The 16,436-nt window shown below is 65.0% G+C and carries 17 protein-coding genes; 5 read left to right on the forward strand and 12 right to left on the reverse strand.

The features are described 5' to 3' along the window. Positions 1 to 5 precede the first annotated feature (5 nt). Entirely contained in the window at positions 6 to 1,193 is a 1,188-nt protein-coding gene (locus EYB42_RS09900) for a DegT/DnrJ/EryC1/StrS family aminotransferase (RefSeq protein ID WP_135449940.1), read from the forward strand. A gap of 92 nt (positions 1,194 to 1,285) precedes the next feature. On the opposite strand, the gene EYB42_RS09905 is transcribed toward EYB42_RS09900, so the two are convergent. From EYB42_RS09905 to phaC, 4 genes are all read right to left on the reverse strand, one after another. Then, on the reverse strand, positions 1,286 to 2,224 hold the full coding sequence (locus EYB42_RS09905) for a LysR family transcriptional regulator (protein ID WP_135449941.1): 939 nt from the start codon (positions 2,222 to 2,224) through the stop codon (positions 1,286 to 1,288). Between the two features lie 3 nt (positions 2,225 to 2,227). After that, positions 2,228 to 2,779, reverse strand: coding sequence for a polyhydroxyalkanoate synthesis repressor PhaR (gene phaR, locus EYB42_RS09910; RefSeq protein WP_135449942.1), 552 nt, complete (start codon positions 2,777 to 2,779; stop codon positions 2,228 to 2,230). Positions 2,780 to 2,902: 123 nt separating this feature from the next. Further along, positions 2,903 to 3,352, reverse strand: a complete 450-nt coding sequence (locus tag EYB42_RS09915) for a Phasin (protein ID WP_135449943.1) — start codon at positions 3,350 to 3,352, stop codon at positions 2,903 to 2,905. Positions 3,353 to 3,507: 155 nt separating this feature from the next. Continuing rightward, positions 3,508 to 5,313, reverse strand: coding sequence for a class I poly(R)-hydroxyalkanoic acid synthase (phaC, locus tag EYB42_RS09920; RefSeq protein ID WP_135449944.1), 1,806 nt, complete (start codon positions 5,311 to 5,313; stop codon positions 3,508 to 3,510). A gap of 96 nt (positions 5,314 to 5,409) precedes the next feature. Between phaC and phaZ the strand changes: the two genes are divergently transcribed. Beyond that, the gene (gene phaZ, locus EYB42_RS09925; protein ID WP_135449945.1) at positions 5,410 to 6,678 is read left to right on the forward strand and encodes a polyhydroxyalkanoate depolymerase; all 1,269 of its coding nucleotides are present in this window, start codon (positions 5,410 to 5,412) and stop codon (positions 6,676 to 6,678) included. 559 nt (positions 6,679 to 7,237) lie between these two features. On the opposite strand, the gene EYB42_RS09930 is transcribed toward phaZ, so the two are convergent. Further along, positions 7,238 to 7,987, reverse strand: a complete 750-nt coding sequence (locus tag EYB42_RS09930) for an alpha/beta hydrolase (protein ID WP_135449946.1) — start codon at positions 7,985 to 7,987, stop codon at positions 7,238 to 7,240. Positions 7,988 to 8,148: 161 nt separating this feature from the next. Between EYB42_RS09930 and thrS the strand changes: the two genes are divergently transcribed. After that, a complete protein-coding gene (thrS, locus tag EYB42_RS09935; RefSeq protein WP_135449947.1) occupies positions 8,149 to 10,095 on the forward strand; it encodes a threonine--tRNA ligase in 1,947 nt (648 codons plus the stop codon). A gap of 211 nt (positions 10,096 to 10,306) precedes the next feature. Beyond that, positions 10,307 to 10,513 (forward strand): cold-shock protein, encoded by a 207-nt coding sequence (locus EYB42_RS09940; protein WP_135449948.1) that lies wholly within the window; start codon positions 10,307 to 10,309, stop codon positions 10,511 to 10,513. Positions 10,514 to 10,524: 11 nt separating this feature from the next. Here the strand turns inward: EYB42_RS09940 and EYB42_RS09945 are convergent, their stop codons facing one another. The 3 genes from EYB42_RS09945 to EYB42_RS09950 form a co-directional block, all read right to left on the reverse strand. Beyond that, a complete protein-coding gene (locus EYB42_RS09945) occupies positions 10,525 to 10,857 on the reverse strand; it encodes an arsenate reductase family protein (RefSeq protein ID WP_135449949.1) in 333 nt (110 codons plus the stop codon). A 350-nt stretch (positions 10,858 to 11,207) separates the two neighbouring features. Continuing rightward, positions 11,208 to 11,330, reverse strand: coding sequence for a hypothetical protein (locus EYB42_RS17725; protein WP_256371625.1), 123 nt, complete (start codon positions 11,328 to 11,330; stop codon positions 11,208 to 11,210). A 251-nt stretch (positions 11,331 to 11,581) separates the two neighbouring features. Further along, on the reverse strand, positions 11,582 to 12,727 hold the full coding sequence (locus tag EYB42_RS09950) for an alpha-D-ribose 1-methylphosphonate 5-triphosphate diphosphatase (RefSeq protein ID WP_135449950.1): 1,146 nt from the start codon (positions 12,725 to 12,727) through the stop codon (positions 11,582 to 11,584). 104 nt (positions 12,728 to 12,831) lie between these two features. Here EYB42_RS09950 and EYB42_RS09955 point away from each other — a divergent pair, with 104 nt between their 5' ends. Then, entirely contained in the window at positions 12,832 to 13,503 is a 672-nt protein-coding gene (locus tag EYB42_RS09955) for a DUF1045 domain-containing protein (protein WP_346763306.1), read from the forward strand. Here EYB42_RS09955 and phnN read toward each other — a convergent pair. The 4 genes from phnN to EYB42_RS09975 are packed head-to-tail and all read right to left on the reverse strand — an operon-like array spanning position 13,485 to position 16,432. After that, complete coding sequence (gene phnN / locus EYB42_RS09960) at positions 13,485 to 14,009, reverse strand: phosphonate metabolism protein/1,5-bisphosphokinase (PRPP-forming) PhnN (protein ID WP_135449952.1); 525 nt, start codon at positions 14,007 to 14,009, stop codon at positions 13,485 to 13,487. The two genes, EYB42_RS09955 and phnN, sit on opposite strands and share 19 nt — an antisense overlap. Beyond that, positions 14,006 to 14,689 (reverse strand): phosphonate C-P lyase system protein PhnL, encoded by a 684-nt coding sequence (gene phnL, locus EYB42_RS09965; protein ID WP_135449953.1) that lies wholly within the window; start codon positions 14,687 to 14,689, stop codon positions 14,006 to 14,008. The genes phnN and phnL overlap by 4 nt, the downstream gene beginning before the upstream one ends. A 4-nt stretch (positions 14,690 to 14,693) precedes the next feature. Next, the gene (phnK, locus tag EYB42_RS09970) at positions 14,694 to 15,455 is read right to left on the reverse strand and encodes a phosphonate C-P lyase system protein PhnK (protein WP_135450029.1); all 762 of its coding nucleotides are present in this window, start codon (positions 15,453 to 15,455) and stop codon (positions 14,694 to 14,696) included. Between the two features lie 20 nt (positions 15,456 to 15,475). Beyond that, positions 15,476 to 16,432, reverse strand: a complete 957-nt coding sequence (locus tag EYB42_RS09975; RefSeq protein WP_135449954.1) for an alpha-D-ribose 1-methylphosphonate 5-phosphate C-P-lyase PhnJ — start codon at positions 16,430 to 16,432, stop codon at positions 15,476 to 15,478. Positions 16,433 to 16,436 lie beyond the last annotated feature (4 nt).

The raw sequence follows: 16,436 nt of genomic DNA on the forward strand, positions 1-16,436 counted from the left end.
CACGAATGGCCCCCGACGGTCAGACCCTCGCCCCCAATGTCTTTGACGCCGAACCGATCCCTGAGGCCGCGCGGGCCGAGATCGACCGGCTTCTCGCATCGGGCGACCTGTTCCGCTATACCGCACCGTCGGATGCGCCGGTTGCCCTTTTGGAGCAGGAGTTCGCCGAGCTTCTGGGGGCGCGCTACGCGTTGGCGGTCTCGTCCTGTTCGGCGGCGCTGTTTCTGTCCTTGAAGGCGCTGGACTTGTCTAGGGGCGCGAAGGTGCTGATCCCTGCCTTCACCTTCGCGGCTGTCCCGTCCAGCGTGGTGCATGCCGACTGCGTGCCGGTGCTGGTTGAGGTGGGCGACAACTACCGCGTGGACATGGCGGATTTCGCGGCCAAGCTGCCGGGCGCGGATGCGGTGATGATTTCGCACATGCGAGGGCATACGTCCGACATGGACGCGATCATGGCGCTCTGCGATGCGGCGGGCGTCCCCGTGATCGAGGATGCGGCGCATTCGCTGGGCACGGTCTGGGGCGGGCGCAACATCGGCACCATCGGCAAGGTGGGCTGTTTCAGCTTCCAGTCCTACAAGCTGGTCAACGCGGGCGAGGGCGGGATCCTGATCACCGACGATCCCGAGATCGCGGCGAAGGCGATCATCATGTCGGGCGCCTATGAGACCAACTGGAAGAAGCATCCCGGTCTGACCAATTCCTGCGCGCACTGGCAGAACCGGCTGCCGCTTTACAATCTGCGCATGCAGAACCTGTCGGCGGCGGTGATCCGGCCGCAATTGCCCCTGGTGGCCGAACGCGTGGCCAAGGGCCGGGCCGGGCATGACCGGGTGGCGGCCAAGCTGAACCGATCGGCGCATCTGGCGGTGCCCGAGGCCCTGGGGCCGGAGGAGCGCGCGCCGGATTCGATCCAGTTCAACCTGGTGGGCGGATGGACGGACCAGCAGGCAGTCGATTTCCAGACCGCCGCCAAGGCGCGAGGGGTATCGGTGCAGGTGTTCGGCCTGAGCGAGGGCAACGCCCGTGCCTTCTGGAACTGGCAGTTCCTGGAGGATGTGCCAGAGCTGCCAAAGACCCGCGCGATGCTGATGCGGGCCTGCGACGTGCGCCTGCCGACACGGTTGACCGAGGCCGAGCTGGATTTCATCGCCGCCGCCATCGTGGATGCGGCGGTCGAGATTCGGGGCTAGCGGAAGGCGTCTTGCCCGATGCGCGTCGCCTCACGCGCAAGGCCAGGAGATGACTGACAGGCACTCGGGCACACTTGGGCAGGGGCGGTCGCCTATAGAACCCGTAGCGCCGGGGCGAGCCAGGGATGATCGGCCAGTGCCGGTCCGATGACATGGCCGGCTATCAGCGGCTTCAGCCTTGCGGTGATCTGCGACGGGATGTCCTTCAGGATGCCTGCGCGGGCGGACAGCGACAGCGTCCGGTGCAGCGGCGCAAAGGGCAGGGGGCGAAGCTCCACCCTGTCGCGGAAACCGCGGGCCTGATGCAGGGCCAGGGGCGTCAGGATCGTCCACCCTTCTCCGCCGGCTACCATCGCCAGGATCGCGGCGTAGCTGTCCAGTTCGAACCGATGTGCGGGACGCACCCCGTGCCGCGCCAGATGCGCGGCGATCTGACGGCCCATCAGGTGGCGGGCAGTATAAAGGATCAGCGGCAAATCCTCGACACGGGCGCCGACGGGTGCGACGGCGACGAAGGGTTCCGCCATCAGGGGATGCACCTCGCGCCAGTGGCCCTCGGCTTCGGCATCTGCGGCGATCACCACGTCCAGCGCGCGGGCCTCAAGCTGGTCAAGCAGCCGGTGGCTGGCACCGGTTTCCAGCAGGAACCGGCAGCCCTTCAACTCACGCGACAGTGCGCTGAGCAGGTAGGGCGTCACGTCGCTGTCGAAATCCTCGATCACGCCCAGCCGCAGCGTGGTCATCCCGGCAAGATCGGCCATGGCCAGTTCGGCACGCGCCTCGCTGGCTGCGTTCAGGATGGTCTGGGCGTGGCGGCGGAACATGGCACCGGCAGGCGTGACCGGCATCGGCCGGCCGGAACGGTCCAGCAGGACGGCGCCTAGTGCGGATTCAAGCCCGGAAAGCTGCTGGCTGACGGCCGAAGGCGACACACCCAGACGACGTGCGGCGGCCGAAATCGAACCTTCCTCGGCGGCGGCGACGAAGACTTCGATCCCCCACAGCGTGACGCGGCCCTCAGCCTCGGCCATGGGTCAGAGCTTGGAGAGTTTCTTCTGCAACTCGGCCAGTTGCTTCTTGATCTCGGCAATGTCGTCGGATGCGGCGGTGTCCTCTTCCCTTGCGGGCCCCGACCCGCCCCAGCCGGGCATGCCGCCCATCATCGACTTGAGGAAGGCTTCCTGCTGCTTGCGCATCGCCTCGAAGCCAGGGACGGCGGCCATCGGGTTGGGAAAGGCAGAGAGGTTCTCCATCATCTTGGCCTGGCTGTTCCGCAACATCTCGAAGCTGGCAGCGAGGAACTGCGGCATCACTGCTTGCATGCCGGTGGCATAGCTGCGCACGAGGTCGGTCAGCACGTCCACGGGCAGGACGCTTTCGCCTTTCGATTCATGTTCGGCCACGATCTGTAGCAGGTATTGCCGGGTCAGATCGTCGCCCGTCTTCAGATCGACGATCTGCACCTCGCGTCCGGCGCGGATGAACCCTGCGATGTCTTCCAGCGTGACGTAATCCGATGTCTCGGTGTTGTAGAGCCTGCGGCTGGCGTAACGCTTGATCAGAAGCGGCTTGTCGGTTTCGGCCATCGGTCCCTCCCCGGGGAATTTCGCGGTTGCAGAGAAGTCTAGGGGAGGGAAATTCAAAAAGAAAGGGCGGGCTGGGGTTAACCCGGCCCGCCCGCATCCTGAAGAGATGCTGCCGTTCTGCGATTACTTCGCAGCCGCAGCGGCCTTCTTGGCGGCAGAGGTCACCTCCGCGGTGGCCTTCTTGACGGCGGCGGTCGCATCTTCAGACATGTCCTTGCCGGCGGCCAGCATCAGCTCGACGGTTTCCATCTGAACCTTCTTCGCGACTTCGGCGAAGGCAGCAAGGTTTTCGGCGGTCATCTCGGCCGCGGCCGAGGCGAAGTCGGTCACCGCCTTGGTGTAGTCGGCCGGCTCGGCTTTGGCCTTCGACATGTCGGCAACCTTGGCCAGGGTGTCCTTGGCCCATTTGGCCGAAATTTCGGTCGATTTCTCGGCAGCTTCGATCGCCACTTTCGAAAACTTCTCAGCGAAGGCGGCCTGGGTCTTGAACGCGTTCTGGAACGCCGAGGCGTCAACCGGGAACGAGGCCATCATGTCCTGCACGACTTTGGTGAAATCCGGGGTCTTGGTCATCTGATCACTCCGATCTGGGGGCTTCGGTATCGGGGATGCTACCCCGTCTTGATGACAGAGATATAGATGCTGCGGTGCAGCATTGCAAGTCTTTTTCTGCAATGCAGCAAAACCGCAAGTTGCTGGCGTTAACCCTGCGTAAAGCGGCTGAAATGTCAGCTTGTCGGCTCGAGCACCGGCGTTGCGACCACATAGGTTCCCGGTGCCGGTGCCAGCGAATCGGCTGGTATCCTTGCCTTGACCAGCGGCCCCGAGTGCGCCTTGAGCCATTCGCCCCAGCGCGGCCACCAGCTGCCCTTGTGGAAGGTGGCGCCCTTCAGCCACGCGTCCGGGTCACCTGCCACGGGGGCATCGTTGGTGTAATGGCCATACTTGTCCTTCGAAGGCGGGTTGATGATGCCGGCGATATGGCCCGACTCCGAAAGTATGAAGGTCTTGTCCCCAGAGCCCATCTGCTTGATGCCGTTGAAACTTCCGCGCCAGTGGGCGATGTGATCAGTCTCGCAGGCGACAGCGCAGAGCGGCTGCGTAACGTCGGCAAGGCTGACCGGTTGGCCGAAGACCTTGAACTCGCGCTTTGCAAAGCCATCCTGCTGGCAAAGCCCGCGCAGGTATTCGACGGCCATCTTCGCGGGCAGGTTGGTCCCATCGCCGTTCCAGTACAGCAGGTCGAAGGCAGGCGGCGCCTCGCCCAGCATGTAGGACTTGATCGCCGGCGTGTAGATCAGGTCGTTCGAACGCAGGAAGCTGAAGGTGCGGCTCATGAAGAATTTTGACAGGATGCCGTCACGTTCGGTCTGCCGTTCGATTCCGTCAACGAAATCGTCATTCAGGAAGACGCCCACTTCGCCAGGGTCGGAGAAATCGGTAAGCGTGGTGAGGAAGGTGGCACTTTTGACCGTCTTGTCCCCGGCCTTGTTCAGATGCGCCAGCGTCAGGGCCAGGGTGGTGCCGGCAATGCAGTAGCCGACCGCGTTGATCTGCTTTTCGCCGGTGATGCGCCGGACCTCGGCCATCGCGCGCAGATAGCCATCGCGGATGTAGTCGTCCATTCCGGTCCCGGCGTAGCTCGCGTCGGGATTGACCCAGGAAACGACGAACAGGGTGAAGCCCTGGTCCACGATCCATTTGATCAGCGAATTCGCGGGCTTCAGATCCAGAATGTAGAACTTGTTGATCCAGGGCGGAAAGATCAGCAAGGGCGTCTTGTGGACCTTCTCGGTCGTCGGTTCGTACTGGATAAGCTCCAGCATCCGGTTGCGGTAGACCACGGCGCCCGGAGTGGTCGCGAGATTTTCGCCGACCTTGAACGCCTCGCGGTCAGCCAGCGTCACCAGTAGGTCGCCCTGATTGGCCTCGATGTCGCGCACCAGGTTCTCCAGCCCCTGCACCAGGCTTTCACCGTCGGTCTCGACCGCGCGTTCCAGCGCCTCGGGGTTGGTGCCCAGGAAATTCGTCGGGCTGAACATGTCGACGATCTGTCTGGTGAAATACTCCACCCGGCGGCGGTCCTCGGGCGAAAGCGTCTCCAGGTCGCCCACGGCGGTCGATATTGCCTCGGCGTTCAGCAGATACTGCTGTTTCAGGTAGTTGAAGAAGGGATGCGTGTCCCAGAGCGGATTGCTGAACCGGCGGTCCCTGGGGCCGGGGTCGGGCGGGGCCCTGAACTCGCCCTTGGCAAGGGTCTGCTGCGCCTCGACATAGTGTTTCAGCGTCTTGCCCCAGTAGTTGACCTGATGTTCCACCATCTTGGCGGGGTTCTGCATCATCTCGGCCAGCCAGGCGGCCGCAGCCTTCATGTAGACATCGGGCGCGGGGCCGTGCAGGGCGGGGTCAACATGGCGGCGCCGGGTCAGGGCTGCCGTCAGGCGCTTTGACAGTTCCTCAACCCTGGCCAGGTTGGCATTCAGCCGGGCGGTGCGGGCCTCGGGGCTGTCGGGGGTCTTCTCTTCTGTTGTCATGCCAATGTTTCCCCCCTATCTTCGCCGCCGTGCAGCATTGCGCCACCCTCCCGGGCAGTGCCATGCGACATTTGCCCGCCCTGGCGAGGAGACGCCATGAAGTATATGTACACCTACGACCTGATGGAAAGCGCCCGCAACACGAATGAGTGGCTGGGCGCCTCGGCCCGGGCCTTCGCCAGCTATCCCGCCTTCGCCATGTCGGTGAACCCGATGTTGCCGTTGATGGCTGCCTGGGGCGAAGTGACGGAGCGCACCTTCCGCCGCATGATTGCCAAGCCCGACTGGGGGATCCGGTCGATCGTGGGCCCGGATGGTACCGATCATCTGGTGGACGTGAATCCGATCGTGCAGAAGCCGTTCGGCGATCTGGTGCAGTTCTTTGTGCGCCGCCGGGCACCGATGGCGCGGAAGGTGCTGCTTGTGGCGCCGATGTCGGGGCATTATGCGACGCTTCTTCGGTCCACGGTCGCCAGCCTTCTGCCGGATGCTGACGTCTATGTGACCGACTGGCACAACGCGCGCGACATTCCCGTTTCGGCCGGCAAGTTCGACATCGAGGACTACACGCTTTACCTTGCCGAATTCATCAAGGTGCTGGGCCCCGATACCCATGTCATCGCCGTCTGTCAGCCGGTGCCGCTGACCTTGGCCGCCACAGCCTTTCTGGCTGCCGAACACCCGGAAGCGCAGCCAAAAAGCCTGGTTCTGATCGGTGGACCGGTCGATCCGGATGCTGCTGCCACCGAAGTAACGGATTTCGGCCGCCGGGTCACCATGGGCCAGCTGGAGCATCTGGCAATCCAGCGTGTGGGCTTCAAGTACAAGGGCGCGGGGCGGCTGGTCTATCCGGGGCTGTTGCAGCTGCAAAGCTTCATGGCGATGAATGCCGAGCGCCATTCCAGGGCCTTTGCCGAACAGATCTTCCGCGTTGCGCGCGGTGAAGCCTCGGATCACGATGCGCATAACCGCTTCTACGATGAATATCTGGCCGTGATGGACATGACGGCGGAATTCTACCTGTCCACCGTCGAACGCATCTTCAAGAACCGCGAGATTGCCCGCAACGATTTCGTGGTGGCGGGTCGCAAGGTGTATTTCGATGCTATCACCAACGTGTCGGTGATGACAGTCGAGGGCGCGAATGACGATATTTCCGCGCCTGGTCAATGTGTTGCAGCCTTGGGCCTGCTTACTGGGCTTTCGCAGGACAAGAAGGCCCACCATGTCGAACCGGGCGCCGGCCACTACGGCATATTCGCCGGGAAAAGCTGGCGGTTGAACATCCGCCCCCTGGTGCTGAACTTTATCGACCGCGCAGCGGGCAAGCCGAAGCCGCGCATCGCGCTGGCCTCGGGACAGTAGGTTCGCGCACGGGGGTATTCGGCAGTTCGTTCGCTGCCGGCACGGGTGTCGCTTGCCGCTCGCGAAGCGTGGCGATCAGGTGCAGTCGGACATGACCATGGCCGGCAAGTGCCTGGATGCAAGGATTTCCAGTCGCAGGTTCGCACGGTTCCTGCTTTGCTTTGCTTTGTCAGCGGCCTTCCCAGCAACCTTTACGAAACCCTTCGGCGCAGTTCCAGCTCGGCGCCTGTCCTTGACGCGACAGCAATGTGGCCCGCCCTTCCGGGATCCGCGGCGCAACCCACTGCGGTCGATCGGCAAGAACTAGTCAGGTGGCGTCGCCACGGCTGCTGCGATCTGCGCGGCATCAACTGCCGACCTTCGACCATGAAGTCAAAGGCAGCCGCGCGGAACCGGTCACTTTGGACCGATGGATCAGGATGCTTGGTAATGAACATGATCATGTTGCAGAATTCTGGGAGGTTGGCTGCTTAAGTATTTATTTTCAAAAAAGTAATTATAGAAATGATCAGATGGATCTTCGGACGTGAAATCTCAAAGCATGTTCGATTTATTCAACTCATCCTGATGCTGCCAGAACCTGATCCACCGCTGTCACGATCAGGTCCAGGCATGTGGGAGAGGAAAAACGATGGTCCGCGTCCTTGACCAGCGTAAGGCTCAGGTCGGGGCTGTCGATGTGGTCGAACAGGCGCAACGCCACACCGGGCGGCACGTCGCTGTCGGAGCTGCCCTGCAACAGGCGGACTGGCATCGGCAGGGGCAGCGGCCGGTCCAGCACCAGATTGGCGCGACCGTCCTCGATCAGGCGACGGGTAATCGGGTAGGGGGCATCGGAATAGGCAGATGGGCGGTGAAGAAGCCCGGCTTCCAGCAGACGGGCCCGTTCGGTCGCACCGAATTCTTCGTGCCACATCCGTTCGGTGAAGTCCGGCGCTGCGGCAATGCCCACAAGCCCTGCTACGCGCCGGGGCATGTCGCGGGCGACAAGCAGGGCAATCCAGCCGCCCATTGACGAGCCGACCAGAACCTGCGGCCCTTCGGTCAGCGCCTCGATCACGGCCAAGGCGTCTTCGCGCCAGTCGGTGATTGCCCCATCTTCGAAAGCGCCGCGTGATGCGCCATGGCCGGAATAGTCGAAGCGCAGGAAGGATCTGCCCGTGGCCTCGGCCCAGGCTTGCAGATGAAGAGCCTTGGACCCGGTCATGTCCGATCGGAAACCGCCAAGGAAGACGACACCGGGCCCCTTCCCGGGGGTCTGGTGATAGGCGATGTGGCGGCCTTGCGGGGTGCTGAGAAAGGTTGTCATGGCGCTGATATAGGCGTACTTCGCGGCAAGCGTGAGGCCCCTTTAACGCGCCGGGCAAGGAACTGCACATGACTTGACTTCCCGGAAGCCGCCGGGCAAGAACGCGCGACCTTACCCGCAACCGGGCGTTTCGTAGGCGCCAAACCGACGAGGAGCCGGCCATGAGCCAGATTTCCCTGACATTTCCTGACGGCAACAAGCGCAGCTACGCGGCGGGCGTAACGCCGGCCGAGGTGGCGGCGTCGATCGCCCCCTCGCTGGCCAAGGCGGCAATCTCGGCGCAGGTGAACGGGCGGCACTGGGATCTGCAATGGCCGATCCATGAAGACGCCACGATCAGCCTGAACACGATGAAGGACGAGGGCCCGGCGCTGGAGCTGATCCGGCATGACCTGGCCCACATCATGGCCCGCGCGGTGCAGGAGCTCTGGCCCGAGGTGAAGGTCACCATCGGGCCGGTCCGGGACCAGGGCTGGTTCTACGACTTCGACCGGGAAGAGCCCTTCACGCCCGAGGATCTGGGCGCGATCGAGGCGCGGATGAAGCAGATCATCAACGCGCGCGATCCGGTGCGGACCGAGGTCTGGGACCGCGCCCGCGCCGTCGAATACTACCGGGGCCGGGGCGAGCCCTTCAAGCTGGAGCTTCTGGACCGGATCCCCGAGGGCGAGGACATCCGCATGTACTGGCATGGGGACTGGCAGGACCTGTGTCGGGGGCCGCATCTGCAACACACGGGCCAGGTTCCGGCCGATGCCTTCAAGCTGACGCATGTCGCGGGGGCCTACTGGCTGGGCGACGCGAGCCGTCCCATGCTGCAACGCATCTACGGCGTGGCGTTCCGCAACCGCGACGATCTGAAGGCGCATCTGACGATGCTGGAAGAGGCCGCCAAGCGCGACCACCGCAAGTTGGGGCGCGAGATGGAGTTGTTCCATCTGCAGGAAGAGGCGCCGGGAATGGTCTTCTGGCACCCGAACGGCTGGACGATCTACCGCACGCTGGAAGACTACATGCGCGGCCGGCTGCGGCAGGCGGGTTACAAGGAAATCCGCACCCCTCAGGTCGTGGACCGCATCCTGTGGGAGAAGTCGGGCCACTGGGAGGCCTACCGCGAGAACATGTTCATCGTCGAGGTGGACGAGGAAGGCGCGAAGGAAAAGCGCATCAACGCGCTGAAGCCAATGAACTGCCCTTGCCATGTGCAGGTGTTCAACCAGGGCCTCAAGTCCTACCGCGACCTGCCCTTGCGGCTGGCGGAGTTCGGATCGTGCCACCGCTACGAGTCTTCCGGCTCGATGCACGGGTTGATGCGCGTGCGTGGCTTCACCCAGGACGACGCGCATATCTTCTGCACGGAAGACCAGATCGAGGCCGAATGCGCCGGGTTCATCTCGCTCTTGTCCTCGGTCTATCACGACCTGGGGTTCGAGAAGTTCGACATCAAGCTGTCCACCCGGCCCGATGTGCGGGTGGGCAGCGACGAGATCTGGGACAAGGCCGAAGCCGCGCTGGAAAAGGCGATCCAGTCGCTGGGTCTGCCCTACGAGATCAACCCCGGCGATGGCGCCTTCTACGGTCCGAAGCTGGACTTCAAGCTGACCGATGCCATCGGCCGCGAATGGCAGTGCGGCACCTTCCAGGCCGACTTCAACCTGCCGGTTCGGCTGGGCGCGGAATATGTCGGCGAGGACGGGATGAAGCACCGCCCCGTCATGCTGCACCGCGCGGTGCTGGGGTCGTTCGAGCGGTTCATCGGCATCCTGCTGGAAAACTACGCCGGGAAACTGCCCTTCTGGCTGGCGCCGCGCCAGGTGGTGGTGGCGTCTATCGTCTCGGACGCCGACCCTTTCGTGCATGAGGTAGTGGCGGCGCTGAAGAAGGCAGGGGTCCGGGCCGAGGCGGACGTGCGCAACGAGAAGATCAACTACAAGGTCCGCGAACATTCGGTCGGCAAGGTTCCCGTGATCCTGGCGATTGGGATGCAGGAGGTCGAGGCGCGGACGGTTTCGGTCCGCCGTCTGGGCGAGACGCGGACCGAGACCATGTCGCTGGATCAGGCTGTGGCGACCTTTGGCTTCGAGGCGCTGCCGCCCGCAGCTGCCTGAAGGCCTCTGGCCGGAATTTCAGCACGGACGGGTGGAAGCGCCCCGTCCGACTGAGTCCACTTGCCATGTGGCTTGATTTTCGGCGAATCCTTGGCATCATCGCCTCAGTGACGACAGATTTCCTGGCCGGCTCTCGGATCGAAGCCTTGGAAGACCTGGTGGCACGGCCTGCGGCAATGTCGCCGCAGGGGGTTCTGAGAGGAGAAGCGGAATGCCGACGGGCACCGTGAAATGGTTCAACGCGACGAAGGGCTACGGTTTCATCGCGCCGGATGATGGTGGCAAGGACGTGTTCGTGCACATCTCGGCGGTCGAACGTGCCGGGCTGAAGGGGCTGAACGACAATCAGAAGATCGGCTACGAACTTCAATCCGGCCGCGACGGCAAGATGTCGGCCGGCGACCTGCGCCTGTTGTAAGCCTTGGTGGATCAGCGCGGCCCCAGCATAATGTCGGCGGTCGCGCTGTCCCAGCCCAGAAACCAGCGATCCCCGTCCTGGATGACCGGCCGCTTCATCACGGTCGGTTGTGACATGATCTGCACCTCGGGATCGGATGCCTTCAGGAAATCGTTGAAGCTGCGATATGTGGTGGACTGCCGGTTTACCGCAAGGTCGCCGAATTCCTGCACGATCCGGCTTACCTCGGCCTCGCTGAGCGGGTTGGCCCGAATGTCGCGGAAGGTGACCTCGCGGCCGGCGGCTTCAAGCGCCTTCAGCGCCTTTTTGCAGGTATCGCAGGTCGGGATGCCGTAAAGGATCATGGCGGGGTCTTTCGCTGTGCGTCCGGTTTTGATGCTTGTTTTTCAAGGGCTTGCTAGCATATCCCGAAAGCGCCGGAAAGGGGGAAGGGTGCGCGCTGTTAATGCCGGGCCCGGATTTGTGCACAGGCGACTAGCATGGCGCCGGTCGTTGCCGGCCGACTTCTCGTGTTGCATTCCGATCTTTCTCAAGTGCTTGAGCCTGTTGAAGAAGCCTTCCACGGGCGGTGCGCCGGGGACAGATGTCAATATCGACGGAACGTTGCAACTTTTGCTAGCACGGGGTAGGGGTGTGGCCGCGCCTGGCGCGTGCGGCAATCAGCACAAGGATGGTGCGGGCGTCACAGCATCGATCAGCCATAAACCACATCCCCGGAGGGAAAGTGGTTGGCCATCAGTTCCGCCACACCTGCCTTGTCCCAGGTCCGGCCGGGCGAAAGCGTGATCGGCAGCGGCAGGTCGCAGTGAACGACCATGGCGCTGATCCTGAAGCCGAATCCCCCGACCGGAACGGCCAAATGTCTGATCCGTGCCCGTTTCTGAGCTGCGTCCGGCAGAGGGTGCGGATGACCGAACTGTCGATGAACAGCAAGTGATCACGCGATCTTTCCGAAGGCGCTTCGGGGGGCTGGACCCACAATTCCGTCTTCGCCCCCTGTCGAAGCGGTTGCACGCGCTTGTCGCGGCCCATTTTGCCCGACACCGCTTCTTTCTCCAGGCAGAGGGATCAGCCCACCCGGCAGCCTTGCACCCAGACCCCGCGAACTGCGCCGGCCGGGCCAAGCCGCGTGACCCGGATGACATCCGCCCGCGCGCCCGGCACCAGATGGCCACGGTCCGGCAGGCCTGCCGCATCGGCAGGGGCCGCAGTCACCGTCGCGATGCCACGGGCCGTGTCACCCCAGAGATCACCCAGCATCAAAGCCGCCGACAACAGCGACGAGGGCACATAGTCCGATGACACGATATCCAGAAGGTCCGCCTCGGCCAGCTCCTGCGCGGCCACGTTGCCGGAATGGCTGCCGCCGCGGATCAGGTTCGGCGCGCCCATCATCACCTTGATGCCGTGATCCTGGCAGGCCCGTGCCGCCTCGACCGTTGTCGGGAACTCGGCGAAATGCGCGCCGTGGGCGGCGGATTGCGCTACATGCTCGGGTTCGGTGTCATCATGGCTGGCCAGCACTGCCCCATAGCGGCGGGCGGCTGCGACGGCGGCGGCCTCGTGCGCCGCGCCCAGCCGGTCGCGCAGCGCCTTCTGGGTGGCAACGTGTGCCTCCCAGTCAGCCTCGGAAATCCCGTATTTGCCCACGTAGTATTCCTTCAGCTTCGAGATGTCGCGGAACTGCCGCGCGCCCGGCGTGTGGTCCATCAGGCTGACGATTCCGATGCGGTCATTGGGGCCGAACTTGTCCAGCTCCTCGATCAGGGTTTCGGAACAGACCTCGGCGCGCAGGTGCAGGAAATGGCTGATCCGCAGGACACCCTGTGCCCGCAGGCCCAGGATCTCGTCGGCCAGCGCCCGGGCATATTCGCCGTAGTTCATCTTGGCGTTCGACACGACCGAACCCACACGCAGCGCATCGAAGACCGTGGTGATGCCGACGCTGGCCAGCTCTGCGTCATGGGCGATGATCGCGGCGGCATGGGGCCAGTCCACCTTCGGCCGCGGCTGGATGTGGCGTTCCAGGTTGTCGGTGTGCAGCTCGATCAGGCCGGGCATCACCAGGTCTCTGCTGCAGTCCACCGCACCCGCCGGCACGGCTGCCCCCTCGGCAATGTCGGCAATGCGGCCATCCCGGATGCGGAGCTGTCCCCGCAGGGTCTCGGTCGGCAGGACCAGGGTGGCATTGGCCAGGATCGTCTCGGTCGTCATCTTCTACTCTCTTGTCTTGCGGCCCACGTACGCCTGGCGTCTGCTGACACGGATACGTCACACGGATGTGACATTGCCCCGTTACGCCCGCGCCCATGGACCAGATGAAACGTTTCGCCGTCTATTATACCCCGCGCCCCGGCGCCTTTGCCGACCGCGCGAATGAATGGCTCGGATGGGATCCCGCGACCGGCCAGGCGCTGCCGCAACCCCGGGTGCCCGGCATCGCCGATCCCGCCGCGATCACCGCCGACCCGCGCCGCTACGGCTTTCACGGCACGATCCGCGCCCCCTTCAGGCTGGCCGAGGGCGTGACGCCTGACCTTGCCGCCGCCACCGTCGCCACGCTCGCCGCGCGCCTTGGCCCCGTCACCTGCGAGGGGCTGATTCTCGAAAACCTGCACGGCTTCCTCGCGCTGACGCCGCGGGGCTGCGAGGCCGCGCTTCTGGAACTCGGCGCCGCCGTGGTCGAGGGCACGAACGACCTGCGCGCGCCGCTCAGCGAGGCCGAGATCGCCCGCCGCCGGCCCGAAGCCCTCTCGCCCCGCCAGCGCGAATTGCTGCACCGCTGGGGCTATCCTTACGTGATGGAAGAATTCCGCTTCCACCTGACGCTGACCGACCGTCTGGCCGACCCGGACCCCGCCATGGCGGCGCTGGGGGCGCATTTCGCCGATGTGCTCCCCCGGCCCTTCGAGATTCAGGATCTGTGCCTGTTCGGCGAGGATACGGCGGGCCGGTTCCATCTGCTGCACCGCTATGCCCTGACCGGCTGAAGCGCGGCCAGAAGCCGGGCCACGCCGGCCTCCTGCGAGCCATCGTTGACCACCGTCTCGGCGGCGATGCCCTCCGGCAGGGTGAAGGCCGCCCGGGCCAGCCGCGCGCGGATGTCGGCCTCGCTCTCGCGCCCCCGTGCGGCCAGCCGCGCGGCCAGCACCGCATCGGGCGCGGTGACAAGGATCACCCGCAGGTCGGGAAAGACCCGCACCGCCTCGGGCAGCGCCGCGCGGCTGCCGTTGAAGATCACGTCGCCCGGCCCTGCGACCTGCGCCCTGGGGATGCCGTAGGACAGGCCATGCGCCTCCCACCACAGGGCGAACTCGCCCCGGCCGCGGCGCAGGGCGAACTCCGGCGCCGAGACGCCTTCGAAATCCTCGCCTCCCGCCTCGGCGGGCCGGGTGATGACGCGGCGCACCAGCCGCAGGTCGGGCCGCGCGGCCATCGCGCCCCGGATCAGCGTGTCCTTGCCCGCCCCCGATGGACCGACCACCGCGAAGATCATGCCGCGGCCTTCGGAGTGAACCCGGTCACATCGACCAGCCGGTCGCAGACGCGCGCGCGTGCCGCCTCGTCGTGGAAGATGCCCAGGATCGCCGCGCCGCGCGCCTTGGCTTCCTCGATCAGGCTCAGCACCACCTCACGGTTGGCGGCATCGAGGCTCGCGGTCGGCTCGTCCAGCAGAAGCGCCGGATAGGCATGGGCAAAGCCGCGCGCGATGTTCACCCGCTGCTGCTCGCCGCCCGAGAAGGTGGTGGGCGACAGCGGCCAGAGCCGTTCGGGGATGTTCAGCCGCCGCAGGAGAGACGCCGCCCGCGCGCGCGCCTGATCGGCCGGGGTGCCAAGGGCCAGAAGCGGCTCGGCCACGACTTCCAGCGTGGGGACGCGGGGAACAACGCGCAGGAACTGGCTGACATAGCCCAGCGTTTGGCGGCGCAGCGCGATGATCTGGCGCGGCTCGGCGGTGGCGACGTCAAGGTCGCCCACCATCAGGCGTCCCCCGGCGGCAAGGTAGTTGCCGTAAACCATGCGCATCAGCGTGGACTTGCCCGCGCCGGACTGCCCGGTCAGCCCCACGCATTCGCCGGGGCCGACGCTCAGCGCCGCGCCGGCCATGACCGGGATCACCGCGCCGCCCTGGTTGTGCAGGGTGAAGGACTTCGACAGGTTCTCGATACGGATCATGGGCTTACACCTGAAGGACGGAGGAGACCAGCAGTTGAGTATAGGCGTGCTGCGGGTCGTCCAGCACCTGGTCGGTCAGGCCCTGTTCCACCACCCGGCCCGATTTCATCACCATCAGCCGATGCGCCAGCAGTCGCACCACCGCAAGGTCATGCGTCACGATGATCACCGAAAGGCCGAGGTCGCGCACCAGCCCGCGCAACAGGTCCAGAAGCCGCGCCTGCACGCTGACATCGAGGCCGCCGGTCGGTTCGTCCATGAACACCAGACGCGGCCCCGTCACCAGGTTCCGCGCGATCTGCAACCGCTGCTGCATGCCTCCCGAGAAGGCCGAGGGCCTGTCGTCGATCCGGTCGGCGGCGATCTCGACCCGGCCCAGCCAGTCCGCTGCCTTGCCCCGGATCTCGCCATAGTGCCGCGCGCCGACGGCCATCAGGCGTTCGCCCACATTCCCGCCCGCAGAAACACCCATCCGCAGCCCGTCGCGCGGGTTCTGGTGGACATAGGCCCAGTCGGTGCGGGAAAGCCGGCGACGCTCGGTTTCCGACATCTCTAGCACGTCGCGCCCGTCGTAGGCGATGCGGCCTAGGTCCGGGCGCTGGTGGCCGGCCAGGCAGGACAGAAGGGTGGACTTCCCCGAGCCGCTTTCGCCGACGATCCCCAGCACCTCGCCGGGGTAAAGATCGAAGGAGACATCCGCGCAGCCGATCCTTTGGCCATAGCGTTTCGTCAGCCCCTCGACGCGCAGAAGCGGCTGGTCGGTCATGGTCATGCGCTCCATCAGGGTCATGCCGCGCCCTCCGTCCCGGCGCCCTGCGCGACGCTCTCATGTCGGGCGCATCCCTCCCTCCTCGTGGGGGAGGGATGGGGTGAGGGGGCCACTCCCTCGCCGGAAAGTCGGCCCCGATGCCCCTTCGCCCGCCGCCCGGCGCAGAAATCGGTGTCGGAACAGACGAACATCCGCCCGCCCGTGTCATCAGTGATCACCTCGTCCAGATAGCTGTCCGTCGCGCCGCAAAGGTCGCAGTCATGCGGGGCCTTGGAGGCGGTGAAGGGATGGTCGTCGAAATCGAGGCTCACGACCTCGGTAAAGGGTGGGAGCGCATAGATCCGCTGCTCGCGCCCCGCGCCGAACAGCTGTATCGCCGGGCTGTTGCCAAGCTTGGGGTTGTCGAACTTGGGGATCGGCGAGGGGTCCATGACATAGCGCCCTTCGACCTTGACCGGATAGGCGTAGGATGTGGCGATCTGCCCGTGTCGGGCGATGTCCTCGTAAAGCTTCACATGCATCAGCCCGTATTCTTCCAACTCGTGCATCTTCCGCGTCTCGGTCTCGCGCGGTTCTAGGAACCGCAGGGGTTCGGGGATCGGCACCTGATAGACCAGGATCTGACCTGCCTTCAGAGGGGTTTCCGGGATGCGGTGGCGGGTCTGGATCACCGTCGCCTCGGCGGTGGCCTCGGTCGTGGCCACCCCGGCCGTGCGCTGGAAGAAGCGGCGGATCGACACCGCGTTCGTCGTGTCGTCCGCGCCCTGGTCGATGACCTTGAGCCGGTCCTCGGGGACCAGGCAGGCCGCCGTTACCTGCACCCCGCCCGTCCCCCAGCCGTAGGGCATCGGCATCTCACGGCTGGCAAAGGGGACCTGGTAGCCCGGCACCGCAATCCCCTTCAGGATCGCGCGGCGGATCATCCGTTTGGTCTGTTCGTCAAGATATGCGAAATTGTAGGCCTGATCTGTCACGATA

Source organism: Tabrizicola caldifontis, from assembly GCF_004762095.1.
Classification (GTDB): Bacteria; Pseudomonadota; Alphaproteobacteria; order Rhodobacterales; family Rhodobacteraceae; genus Tabrizicola; species Tabrizicola caldifontis.

Coding starts and splice junctions, on each gene's coding strand:
- phnN (WP_135449952.1), bottom strand. CDS start 14,009: ATGATCTTCGCGGTGGTCGGTCCATCGGGGGCGGGCAAGGACACGCTG.
- phaR (WP_135449942.1), bottom strand. CDS start 2,779: ATGGCCGAAACCGACAAGCCGCTTCTGATCAAGCGTTACGCCAGCCGC.
- phaZ (WP_135449945.1), top strand. CDS start 5,410: ATGAAGTATATGTACACCTACGACCTGATGGAAAGCGCCCGCAACACG.
- EYB42_RS09940 (WP_135449948.1), top strand. CDS start 10,307: ATGCCGACGGGCACCGTGAAATGGTTCAACGCGACGAAGGGCTACGGT.
- EYB42_RS09930 (WP_135449946.1), bottom strand. CDS start 7,987: ATGACAACCTTTCTCAGCACCCCGCAAGGCCGCCACATCGCCTATCAC.
- phaC (WP_135449944.1), bottom strand. CDS start 5,313: ATGACAACAGAAGAGAAGACCCCCGACAGCCCCGAGGCCCGCACCGCC.
- EYB42_RS17725 (WP_256371625.1), bottom strand. CDS start 11,330: ATGGTCGTTCACTGCGACCTGCCGCTGCCGATCACGCTTTCGCCCGGC.
- EYB42_RS09945 (WP_135449949.1), bottom strand. CDS start 10,857: ATGATCCTTTACGGCATCCCGACCTGCGATACCTGCAAAAAGGCGCTG.
- phnK (WP_135450029.1), bottom strand. CDS start 15,455: ATGACCGACCAGCCGCTTCTGCGCGTCGAGGGGCTGACGAAACGCTAT.
- thrS (WP_135449947.1), top strand. CDS start 8,149: ATGAGCCAGATTTCCCTGACATTTCCTGACGGCAACAAGCGCAGCTAC.
- EYB42_RS09905 (WP_135449941.1), bottom strand. CDS start 2,224: ATGGCCGAGGCTGAGGGCCGCGTCACGCTGTGGGGGATCGAAGTCTTC.
- EYB42_RS09950 (WP_135449950.1), bottom strand. CDS start 12,727: ATGACGACCGAGACGATCCTGGCCAATGCCACCCTGGTCCTGCCGACC.
- EYB42_RS09900 (WP_135449940.1), top strand. CDS start 6: ATGGCCCCCGACGGTCAGACCCTCGCCCCCAATGTCTTTGACGCCGAA.
- phnL (WP_135449953.1), bottom strand. CDS start 14,689: ATGATCCGTATCGAGAACCTGTCGAAGTCCTTCACCCTGCACAACCAG.
- EYB42_RS09915 (WP_135449943.1), bottom strand. CDS start 3,352: ATGACCAAGACCCCGGATTTCACCAAAGTCGTGCAGGACATGATGGCC.
- EYB42_RS09955 (WP_346763306.1), top strand. CDS start 12,832: ATGAAACGTTTCGCCGTCTATTATACCCCGCGCCCCGGCGCCTTTGCC.